Origin of the sequence: Mesorhizobium sp. M7A.F.Ca.AU.001.01.1.1 (assembly GCF_004022735.1) — a bacterium.
Lineage (GTDB): Bacteria > Pseudomonadota > Alphaproteobacteria > Rhizobiales > Rhizobiaceae > Mesorhizobium > Mesorhizobium ciceri.
Genome location: NZ_RZPF01000164.1, coordinates 1 through 10,098 on the forward strand (window position 1 = coordinate 1; position 10,098 = coordinate 10,098).

General features: G+C 62.9%; 11 protein-coding genes. 3 read left to right on the forward strand and 8 right to left on the reverse strand.

Annotated elements, in window-relative coordinates; genetic code table 11:
• Both EN884_RS12705 and EN884_RS12710 read right to left on the reverse strand, forming a co-directional pair.
• On the reverse strand, positions 1 to 134 hold a 134-nt coding region (locus tag EN884_RS12705; RefSeq protein WP_128360568.1), incomplete at its 3' end, for an FAD-binding protein.
• 19 nt (positions 135 to 153) lie between these two features.
• Complete coding sequence (locus EN884_RS12710) at positions 154 to 399, reverse strand: zinc-finger domain-containing protein (protein WP_013532417.1); 246 nt, start codon at positions 397 to 399, stop codon at positions 154 to 156.
• Positions 400 to 610: 211 nt separating this feature from the next.
• Between EN884_RS12710 and EN884_RS12715 the strand changes: the two genes are divergently transcribed.
• Positions 611 to 2,812 (forward strand): RNA degradosome polyphosphate kinase, encoded by a 2,202-nt coding sequence (locus EN884_RS12715; protein WP_013532416.1) that lies wholly within the window; start codon positions 611 to 613, stop codon positions 2,810 to 2,812.
• On the forward strand, positions 2,812 to 4,347 hold the full coding sequence (gene ppx / locus EN884_RS12720; RefSeq protein WP_013532415.1) for an exopolyphosphatase: 1,536 nt from the start codon (positions 2,812 to 2,814) through the stop codon (positions 4,345 to 4,347). Before EN884_RS12715 ends, ppx begins: the two co-directional genes overlap by 1 nt.
• 285 nt (positions 4,348 to 4,632) lie before the next feature.
• Here ppx and EN884_RS12725 read toward each other — a convergent pair whose 3' ends face one another.
• From EN884_RS12725 to EN884_RS12740, 4 genes are all read right to left on the reverse strand, one after another.
• Positions 4,633 to 5,037 (reverse strand): DoxX family protein, encoded by a 405-nt coding sequence (locus tag EN884_RS12725; protein ID WP_013532414.1) that lies wholly within the window; start codon positions 5,035 to 5,037, stop codon positions 4,633 to 4,635.
• Between the two features lie 157 nt (positions 5,038 to 5,194).
• Positions 5,195 to 5,614 carry a DoxX family protein gene (locus tag EN884_RS12730; protein ID WP_013532413.1) on the reverse strand — a complete coding sequence of 140 codons (420 nt, stop codon included), beginning with the start codon at positions 5,612 to 5,614 and terminating at the stop codon, positions 5,195 to 5,197.
• Positions 5,615 to 5,849: 235 nt separating this feature from the next.
• Positions 5,850 to 7,247, reverse strand: a complete 1,398-nt coding sequence (gene fumC, locus EN884_RS12735; RefSeq protein ID WP_013532412.1) for a class II fumarate hydratase — start codon at positions 7,245 to 7,247, stop codon at positions 5,850 to 5,852.
• A 158-nt stretch (positions 7,248 to 7,405) separates the two neighbouring features.
• Positions 7,406 to 7,885 (reverse strand): cupin domain-containing protein, encoded by a 480-nt coding sequence (locus EN884_RS12740; protein WP_013532411.1) that lies wholly within the window; start codon positions 7,883 to 7,885, stop codon positions 7,406 to 7,408.
• Between the two features lie 106 nt (positions 7,886 to 7,991).
• Between EN884_RS12740 and EN884_RS12745 the strand changes: the two genes are divergently transcribed.
• Entirely contained in the window at positions 7,992 to 8,990 is a 999-nt protein-coding gene (locus tag EN884_RS12745) for a LysR family transcriptional regulator (protein WP_013532410.1), read from the forward strand.
• Here the strand turns inward: EN884_RS12745 and EN884_RS12750 are convergent.
• Positions 8,975 to 9,733, reverse strand: coding sequence for an SDR family oxidoreductase (locus EN884_RS12750; RefSeq protein ID WP_013532409.1), 759 nt, complete (start codon positions 9,731 to 9,733; stop codon positions 8,975 to 8,977). The two genes, EN884_RS12745 and EN884_RS12750, sit on opposite strands and share 16 nt — an antisense overlap.
• 123 nt (positions 9,734 to 9,856) lie before the next feature.
• On the reverse strand, positions 9,857 to 10,098 hold a 242-nt coding region (locus tag EN884_RS12755), incomplete at its 5' end, for a TetR family transcriptional regulator C-terminal domain-containing protein (protein ID WP_206617587.1).

Here is a 10,098-nt window from a genome sequence, read left to right on the forward strand (position 1 = left end):
CCGGCAGCTTCCAGGCGCTGCGCCTGTTCGAACACCCGAACCGCGTAGCCGCGCGAGGCGAATGCAAGGGCTGCGGTCAATCCGGCGACACCGGCCCCGGCGACGACAATTTGCCGGGAACGCGTGTCGTTCATCGGGCTGGTCGCGAAAGTCTCAGGCGGCCTGTTCGATGTAGATGCATCCGGCCGGCAGCGTTTCCGTCGCCTTCAGCTTCGGCGAATAGCGGTAGAGCGTCGAGCAATAGGGACAGACTTTTTCATTGTCGTCGCCCATGTCCAGAAACACATGCGGGTGGTCGAAAGGCGGATTGGCGCCCGTGCACATGAATTCCTTCACGCCGATGTCGATTGCCGGATAGCCCGCATCGTTCTGAAAATGGGGAATGGAACCGCCTGCCATCGTCGTCTCCTTAACGCAGTCTCGTCTGCATCTGGATCATATCAGGCCTCTTTGCAAGTTCGATGAAATCAAACTGTCGCAAAAGCCTGTCAGAGGATAAGTTAAGCCGGTTAACCCATGGCCCGAAAACCGATTTCGGTTTCCGGGAGGGACCATGGGTCGCTAGAGTGACTGGCTAGCCGGCTTGAGCGGGTGTGGAAGAGCGGGAATCATGAACGAACTGAAGCCGGTGCAGAACGAATTCGTGGATGTCGAGGTGGCTCGCCCGGAAGGCGGCAACCCGGACCGGTTTGTCAACCGCGAGTTTTCCTGGCTGCAGTTCAACCGGCGCGTTCTCGAGGAGTCGCTGAACCTCAATCATCCGCTGCTGGAGCGCGTCCGCTTCCTGTCGATCTCGGCCGCCAATCTCGACGAGTTCTTCATGGTCCGAGTCGCCGGTCTTGCCGGCCAGGTGCGCGAGGGCATCACGCTGAAGAGCCCCGACGGCCGCACCCCCGAACAGCAGCTCGAACAGCTGCTGCGTGAGGTCGAGCGGCTGCAGGAAGACCAGCAGAAGAGCCTTTCGGCGCTCACCGTGCTGCTCAACAAGGAAGGCATCGAGAGCATCACCCGCGATGCGCTGACCAAGGACGAGAAAATCTGGCTGGAAGACCATTTCCAGGAACAGGTTTTCCCGGTGCTGACCCCGCTGTCGATCGACCCGGCGCATCCGTTCCCGTTCATCCCCAATCTCGGCTTCTCGATGGCGCTGCAATTGCGCCATCGCAAGAATGGCGAGGAGATGAGCGCGCTGCTGCGCCTGCCGGTGGCGCTGAAGCGCTTCATCCGTCTGCCGGACCGCAAGCATCATGTCCGCTTCATCCCGCTGGAAGAGGCTGTCGGCCTCTATATCGGCAAGCTCTTCCCCGGCTACGAGGTCAAGGGCTCCGGCACGTTCCGCATCATCCGTGACAGCGATATCGAGGTCGAGGAGGAGTCCGAGGACCTCGTGCGCCTGTTCGAAACGGCGCTGAAGCGGCGTCGGCGCGGATCGGTGATCCGCATCGAATTCGACAGGCTGATGCCTGGCGAATTGCGCGATTTCGTCGCCGGCGAGCTTGGCGTGTCGTCCAGCCGCATCAGCGTCTTGACCGGTCCATTGGCGCTCAGCCAGATTTCCGAGATCGTCGCCGTTCCCCGCGACGACCTGAAATTCACGCCCTACAATCCGCGTTTTCCCGAGCGCATCCGCGAGCATGGCGGCGATTGTTTCGCCGCCATCCGCGAGAAGGACATCGTCGTCCATCACCCTTACGAATCCTTCGATGTGGTGGTGCAGTTCCTGCGCCAGGCAATGGCCGATCCGGAGGTGGTGGCGATCAAGCAGACGCTTTACCGCACCTCCAACGACAGCCCGATCGTGCGCGCGCTGGTCGACGCGGCCGAGGCCGGCAAGTCGGTCACCGCGCTGGTCGAGCTCAAGGCGCGTTTCGACGAGGAAGCCAACATCCGCTGGGCGCGCGACCTGGAGCGGGCCGGCGTGCAGGTGGTGTTCGGATTTCTCGAACTGAAGACACATGCGAAAATGTCGCTGGTGGTGCGGCGCGAGGACGGCAAGCTGCGCAATTACGTGCACCTCGGCACCGGCAACTACCATCCGGTCACCGCACGCATCTACACCGACCTGTCCTTCTTCACCACAGATCCGACGATTGCCCGCGATGTCGCCCAGCTGTTCAATTTCATCACCGGCTATGCCGAGCCGACGGACGAAATGCGGTTGGCGATCTCGCCGTTCACGCTGAGAAGCCGCATCCTGAAGCACATTGCCGACGAGATTGCCTACGCGGTGCAAGGCAAACCGGCGCGCATCTGGATGAAGATGAACGCCCTCGTCGATCCGATCATCATCGACGCGCTCTACGATGCCAGCCGCGCCGGCGTCGAGATCGACCTTGTCGTGCGCGGCATCTGCTGCCTGCGGCCGCAGGTTCCGGGCCTGTCGGAAAACATCCGCGTAAAATCGATCGTCGGCCGTTTTCTCGAGCACAGCCGCATCTATTGTTTCGGCAATGGTTTCGGCCTGCCGTCGGACGAGGCGATCGTCTACATCTCCTCGGCCGACCTGATGCCGCGCAATCTCGACCGCCGCGTCGAAACCATGGTGCCGATCACCAATCCAACTGTGCATGAACAGATCCTTGGCCAGATCATGCTGGGCAACATTATGGACAATCAGCAAAGTTTCGACGTATTGGCTGATGGAACCTCCCGGCGCGTCGTGCTGGAGGAGGGCGAGGAACCGTTCAACGCGCAGGAATATTTCATGACCAATCCGAGCCTGTCGGGACGGGGTGACGCGCTGAAGTCGCATGCGCCCAAGCGCATCGCGCAGTTCAAGCGCCGCAAGAAGAACGCTGCAGCGTCCGGCTGATGCTGTCTGATTCTCAGGGCCGGCTGCAGGACCGCCGACCGCTGTCCATCATCGACATCGGATCGAACTCGATCCGTCTCGTCGTCTATGAGGGGCTGGCGCGCTCGCCGACCATGCTGTTCAACGAAAAGATGCTGGCCGGTCTCGGCCGCGGCATCGTTTCGACGGGCAAGCTCGACCCCGAGGCGGTAACGCGCTCGATGGAAGAGTTCCGCCGCTTTCGTGCGCTTTCCGACCAGGCGGGCGCCGAGCAGATGTATGTGCTGGCGACCGCGGCGGCCCGCGAGGCGGTCAACGGCCCCGATTTCATCCACCGCGCCGAGGATGTGCTGAAGACCGAGATCCGAGTGATCAGCGGTCGTCAGGAAGCGTACTATTCCGCGCTCGGCGTCATTTCCGGTTTCCATCCGGCCGATGGCATCGCCGGCGATCTGGGCGGCGGCAGCCTCGAACTGGTCGATGTCAGCGGCGAGGCGATCGGCGACGGCATCACGCTGCCGCTGGGCGGCCTGCGCCTGCAGGACATGGCGAAGAACTCGCTGACCCAGGCGGCCAGGATCGCGCGTGACGAACTGGCGAAGGCCAAGCTGTTGAAAGGCGGGCAGGGCAGGCCCTTCTACGCCGTCGGCGGCACCTGGCGAAATCTTGCCCGGCTGCACATGGAAATGACCAACTATCCGCTTGGCGTCATGCACCATTACGAGATATCGGCCGAAAGCGCGGCGAACTTCCTCAAGCAGGTGGCCAAGGCCGAGATCGAGAAGGTCAAGGGCATCGAAGGCGTTTCGAAGAACCGCCGTTCGCTGCTGCCCTATGGCGCCATCGTGCTGCAGGAGATCATGGCGGCGATGCAGCCGTCGAAGATCATCGTCTCGGCGCTTGGCGTGCGCGAAGGCTTTCTCTATTCGCTGCTCGACGAGGCCGAGCGGAAGGCCGATCCGCTGATTTCGGCCTCGGAGGAACTCGCCCGCCTGCGCTCGCGCTCCGTCACCCATGCGCATGAACTTGTCGACTGGACCGCCAAGACCTTTGCCGCCTTCGGCATCGACGAGACCGAGGACGAGGCGCGCTACCGCCACGCGGCCGCATTGCTGGCGGACATCGGCTGGCGCGCGCATCCCGAATACCGCGGCAAGCAATCGCTCAACATCATTGCGCACGCGTCCTTCTTCGGCGTCGACCATCCTGGCCGTGCTTTCCTGGCGATGGCCAACGCCTATCGTCACGACGGCATCTTCAACGAAGCCATCGCCCCCGAGATCAAGGCTCTGGCATCGCCGCGTTATCTGGAGCGCGCCCGCGTCCTCGCCGCGATGATGCGCGTCGTCTACCTGCTGACGGCGTCGATGCCCGGCATCATGCCCAGGCTGAAATGGGAACAGCGCGCCAACGGCGTGCTGGCGCTGGTCTTGCCGGCATCGCTGGCCGATCTCTATGGCGAGCGGCCGGCCGGGCGCCTGGCGCAGCTGGCCAGGATCACCAACCGCCGGCTGGTGCTGGCCGTCGAGGGTGGCCCCAGCATGTCAGTGAAATAAGGCGCTAGCTGCTAGCAGACCCGTGTCTTATCTGACTTAAGCGGAGACCTGCCGGTCGTACTTCGCCGGCGGCTTCGCCTTTGATGACCGGCTTCCCCCAATCCGTCGCTGCTTTGCAGCGCCACCTTTCCCCCCTCCGGAGGGAAAGGAAGGGAGCCTCGTTGGAAGAGCGTTGGCGGCAATAGGCTCGCGGCCTTCCTCTACCCCGTCGATCAGGGGAGAGGTGACTCGACGAAGCCGAGACGGAGTGGGGTCGATCAGCTCGGGCCCATCTACGCAAAAATATCAAACCGCGCCGCGCCCGTCGATCGACCATGCGCCGGCGCCGGCCATCGCCAGCGCTACAAACCCACCTGATATCGCAATGTCCTTCATCAGCATCTGCTGGTGCAGGAAGGCGAGCATCGCGTCGCCGCCGCCCTGGCCATAATGGCCGATGAAGCCGGCGACGATACAGAAGGCAGCGAGCAGAAGCGCTATGATCCGGGTCTGGAAACCGACCAGGATGAGCAGCCCGGCGATCAGTTCGAACAGTCCCGTGCCCCAGGCAGCAAGTGTCGGCAGCGGCAGGCCGAGGCCGGCGAAATAGCCTGTGGTGCCGGCGATGTCGCTCAATGCATGGAAACCGGAAGGCACGAACAGGGCGGCGAGCAGCAGCCGGGAGAGCAGGAGCAGCGCGTTGCGGGGCATGTTCACCTCCGTTGTCGGCCGCCGGCCGGCCTCGTCCCGATAGCCCCGATCCTATCAGAAACTCCGGCCGACAGATCGGCGGTCATGCACCAACAACGAAAAAGCGGCGCGGAAAATTCCGCGCCGCTTTCTTGTTCGGCTATTGCCGGGTCTTGGCTCAGCCGCGCTTGGCGTCGATCGAATAGGCACCGGCGCCCGAGGAAGCCAGCACGAGGAAGCCGCCCGCAATGGCGAGGTTCTTGAGAAACTGGATCATCTGCATCTGGTCGGCCCAACCGGTATGGGCGACCAAACCGGTAGCGACCGTGAAGACCGCCAGCACCCAGGCGACAATCCGGGTCTTGAAGCCGACGAGGATGGCGAGGCCGCCGAGAAGCTCGATCAGGCCGACGACGGTGGCCGTTACGGTCGGCAAGGGCAGGCCGAGGCTGCCGAAATAGCCCGCTGTTCCGCTAATGGCGGTGAGCTTTCCGAAACCTGAAAGCAGGAAGATGACCGCGAGCAGGACGCGGCCGAGGAGGATGGTGGTCGAGGCATTGGATGCGCCGGAACCGGCGACTGAAATGTTGGTGGACATGGTGGCTCTCCGGGATGGGTTGATGCCGGGGAGATAGAGCAAACCGACTGTTCACCAAAGCCACCAGACTGGCGACACATTGTTCACAGTACTTACGTTTCCGTGATCGGGCGGCCTGCGCAAAATTCGCTTCGGGTGAGGTCGTGACGGGAGTAAATTCTCCCCTCACGAAATACCGGGCTTTTGGTTGACGCAATTCCGGACCGAAAACCGCAGACACTTTTCCTGGAATTGCCTACCCCGGATGCGTCATATCCTCCGGCCGCACCAGCCGGTCGTAATCGGCTTCGCTGACCAGCCCGGTGGCGAGCGCTTCCTCGCGCAAAGTGGTGCCCTTCTTGTGCGCGGTCTTGGCGATCTTGGCGGCATTGTCGTAGCCGATGGTCGGCGCCAGCGCCGTCACCAGCATCAGCGAGCGGTCGAGTGCCGCCTTGATGTTGTCTTCGCGGGCCTCGATGCCGACGACGCAATTGTCGGTGAAGGAGACCGAGGCGTCGCAGAGCAACTTCACCGACTGCAGGAAGTTGTAGGCCATCAGCGGATTGTAGACATTGAGCTCGAAATGACCCTGGCTGCCGGCGAAGGTGAGCGCCGCATTGTTGCCGAACACCTGTACGCAGACCTGCGTCAGCGCCTCGCACTGGGTCGGGTTGACCTTGCCCGGCATGATCGACGAGCCCGGTTCGTTTTCCGGCAGCGACAGTTCGCCGAGGCCCGAGCGCGGGCCTGAGCCGAGGAAGCGGATGTCGTTGGCGATCTTGAATAGCGCGGCGGCCGCCGCGTTGATGGCGCCGTGCGAAAACACCATGGAATCATGGGCCGCCAGCGCCTCGAACTTGTTCGGCGCGGTGACGAAGGCGATGCCGGTGATGGAGGCGATGCGATCCGCGACCCTTTCGGCGAAGCCGACCGGCGCGTTGAGGCCGGTGCCGACGGCGGTGCCGCCCTGCGCCAGTTCCTGCAAGCCGGGCAACGTCAGCTCGATGCGCTTGATCGACGAAGCGACCTGCGCGGCATAGCCCGAAAATTCCTGGCCAAGCGTAAGGGGGGTGGCATCCTGCGTGTGCGTGCGGCCGATCTTGATGATGTGATTGAACTCTCTGCTCTTGGCGGCGAGTGCCTTGTGCAGGTGCTTCAGTGCCGGCAACAGATCGTGCACGATGCGTTCGGCGCAGGCGATGTGCATGGCTGTCGGATAGGTGTCGTTCGACGATTGGCTCATATTGACGTGATCGTTGGGATGCACCGGCTTCTTGGAGCCCATGACACCGCCCAGCATCTCAATCGCCCGGTTGGAGATCACCTCATTGGCGTTCATGTTGGACTGGGTGCCCGAACCGGTCTGCCAGACCACCAGCGGGAAATGCTCATCGAGCTTGCCGTCGATGACCTCTTGCGCTGCCTCGACAATCGTCTTGCCGATCGCCGGATCGAGCCGCTTGAGCTCCATGTTGGCTTCGGCCGCCGCCCGCTTGACGATGCCCAATGCGCGCACGATCGACGCCGGCTGCTTTTCCCAGCCGATCTTGAAATTGCCGAGCGAACGCTGCGCCTGCGCGCCCCAATACCGGTCGGCGGCGACTTCGATGGGACCGAACGTGTCGGTTTCGGTTCTGGTCTTTGCAGCGGTCACGGGTCTCTCCTTGTCGAAGTCGGCAACGGCGTATCGCGTTGCACAAACGGCTTCAAGCGGAGAATGCGGGCGGCGAGGATGCAAATCGGTTGAAGGCGCGGCGCGTCTCTCCTTCTCCCACAAAGGGGAGAAGGGAAGGACTGCGCAGTTTCGGCCTCTCACCCCAGCGGCGGACCGACAATGTCGATGCCGTTTTTTGCGCAAAGCTGCACCAGTGCCGCGATGATTTCCGGTGTTGGTTCCATCAGCGGCGGCAGTTCGGGCTGTTCGGCGGGACGGCTCGCCTGACGCAGCATCGTCTCAAAATCCGAACCGCGCGTGATGGTGAGGGTGCGCGCACCTTCCGGGGATTCGACCCGGTAGGTGTGCGGCAGGCCTTTCGGTGCGATGACGGTTTCGCCGGCGTCCGCAATGCGTTCGTGGCCGTCGATCTGAAAGCGCAATCTCCCCTCCAGGATGTGAAACACTTCGTCTTCCCTGCGATGCGCATGCAGCGGTGGCGAGTCGCCATAGGGCATGTGATGCTCGACGACGCAGGTGCCGTCCTCTCCTGCTATCGACGAGACGTGGATCGCGACGAGCGTGTTGTTGAACCAGAAGAGTTCCTTGCCTGTGATCGTGCCGGGGGTCATTGTCATGGCGTGTCTGATCCTTCTGTTGCCTGTGCCTGCTGGGCCGATGACGATCTAGCCAGGGATACGCCGACAACGGAAATCGAATGATCGTATGGGGCGAATTGATGCGATGAATTTGAACGCGCTCGACCTCAATCTCATCAAGGTGTTCGACGCCCTTCTGCGGGAGAGAAGCGTTACGCGTGCCGGCGAGCAGATCGGCCTCAGCCAGCCTGCCGTCAGCGCTGCGCTCAATCGCTTGCGACATCTCCTCAACGACCAGCTGTTCGTGCGACGGGGCAATGACATGATGCCGACACCGCGCGCCGAGAGCATGGCCGAGCCGTTGCGCGTGGCGCTTCGCGAGATCGAACGCGTCTTCCATTCGGCCAAGGCGTTCGATCCGGCGGAACTGGAGCGAACCTTCACGTTCATGGGGGCGGATTTCTTTTCCATGATGCTGATGCCAGCGCTGGCGGCACGCATCGCTGGCGCCGCGCCGCGCGCGTCGCTAAGGTTTCTCGATAGCGCGCGCGGCGATGTCTCGCGGCTGCTCCAGGAGGATGAAATCGACGTAGCGCTCGAGCGTCCGCTGGAGGTCTCCGACTGGGTCTCAAGCACGCCTCTGTTCCATTCACCATTCGCCATCATCGCCGCGCACGACAACGCTGCGATCAGGCAGGCGGGAATCATGGAAGGCAAGACTCTGCCGATCGACCTCTTCTGCGAACTGCCCCATATTCTTCGTTCTATCGACGGCTCGATGTCGGGCTCCACCGACGAGGCGCTCCGCAAGATCGGGCGAACGCGCCGTGTAAGCCTGACCCTGCCGCACTTTCAGGCTGTCGCATTAGCCGTGGCAAATGGAAACCACCTGTCGGCGGTGCCCAGGCAGTTCGCGGTTTGGGCGGCCGAGACCCTGCCGCTCGTCATCTTTGAACCACCGCTTCCCATTGCTGTTCCGGAAATCAGGATGTACTGGCACGCGCGCCACGACGACGAGCCACCCCATCGCTGGGTTCGCGATCAGGTCCTGGAGGCGGTAGGCGTACTTGGATTTGTAGAAAGTGGCGTCGCAGAAAATGTCGGCGCTTGGCGTGGCGCCCGGACGGATCAGCCCGCAGTATAACCACCGTCGACGGAGAAGACCCCGCCGCTGGTCCAGGCCGCCTCGTCGCTAGCGAGGTACACTGCGATGCCCGCCAGATCGTCGGGGCGGCCGATTCTGCCAAGCGGATAGCTGCGCTCGACATAGGCTTTCAGCTCGGCCTTTGCCTCGGCCGGCAAATTGTCGACGGTCTTGCGTCGCATGGCGGTGTCGACAGTGCCCGGCGCGATGGCGTTGACGCGGATGCCGCGCGGGCCGAGTTCGAAGGCCAGCGATTTGGTCAGCGAGTTCAACGCGCCCTTTGACAGGGAATAGAGGCTCGACGGCCGCTTCGGGATCATCTTGTTGGCGAAATAGGACGAGACGTTGATCACCGACGCGCCGGCCGCCAGATGCGGCAGCAGACCCTGGGTGAGGAAGAACACCGCCGTCACATTGAGCGCGAAGGATTGCTGGAACTGCGCCTCGCTGACGGTCTCGAACGGCACCAGGAAAGCCACCCCGGCATTGTTGACGAGAATGTCGAGCGGCCTGCCGGATTCTTTGACGTGCTCGCCGACGGCCGCGATGCCGGCCGAGGTGGCAAGATCGGCCGACAGCGTCTCGATAGTGCCGCCGAGCTGCTTGGCGGCAGTGTCGAGCTTTTTGGTGTCACGGCCGACGATCAGGACGTCGGCGCCCTCGCGCGAAAAGGCCTCGGCGATCGCCAGGCCGATACCGTCCGACCCGCCGGTAACCAGCGCGCGCTTTTTGTGAAGTCTCATCGGATGCTCCGAGATTTCTGCGTCGTCGAGAGCACCGTATAGTGGCGGCCAAGGTCAAGCCGTCAGCCAATCCCACGGTATGAACTTCGACCGCCGCCACCCGGCAGGCCGGCCGAGGCTGGTTTAAGCGCCGGCGGTCGCAAGCTCCCCCAAAGCCAGCCGTCCCGCGACATAATTCTTGACCTGGCGGACAGCCTGTTCGCGCGACACGCTGCCCGGCTGCAGGCCGAGCCGCAACCAAAGCCCGTCGATCAGCGCGGTGACGCCAAGCGCGATGTCGTCGGCATCTCCGGGCGAGGCGAGGCCGCGCAGGCCCGACAACAGGTTCGAGCGCATGCGCGCATGGATCACCCTCTGGATACGAG

Coding starts and splice junctions, on each gene's coding strand:
- EN884_RS12740 (WP_013532411.1), bottom strand. CDS start 7,885: ATGACAATGACCCCCGGCACGATCACAGGCAAGGAACTCTTCTGGTTC.
- EN884_RS12715 (WP_013532416.1), top strand. CDS start 611: ATGAACGAACTGAAGCCGGTGCAGAACGAATTCGTGGATGTCGAGGTG.
- EN884_RS12750 (WP_013532409.1), bottom strand. CDS start 9,733: ATGAGACTTCACAAAAAGCGCGCGCTGGTTACCGGCGGGTCGGACGGT.
- ppx (WP_013532415.1), top strand. CDS start 2,812: ATGCTGTCTGATTCTCAGGGCCGGCTGCAGGACCGCCGACCGCTGTCC.
- EN884_RS12745 (WP_013532410.1), top strand. CDS start 7,992: ATGAATTTGAACGCGCTCGACCTCAATCTCATCAAGGTGTTCGACGCC.
- EN884_RS12725 (WP_013532414.1), bottom strand. CDS start 5,037: ATGCCCCGCAACGCGCTGCTCCTGCTCTCCCGGCTGCTGCTCGCCGCC.
- EN884_RS12710 (WP_013532417.1), bottom strand. CDS start 399: ATGGCAGGCGGTTCCATTCCCCATTTTCAGAACGATGCGGGCTATCCG.
- EN884_RS12730 (WP_013532413.1), bottom strand. CDS start 5,614: ATGTCCACCAACATTTCAGTCGCCGGTTCCGGCGCATCCAATGCCTCG.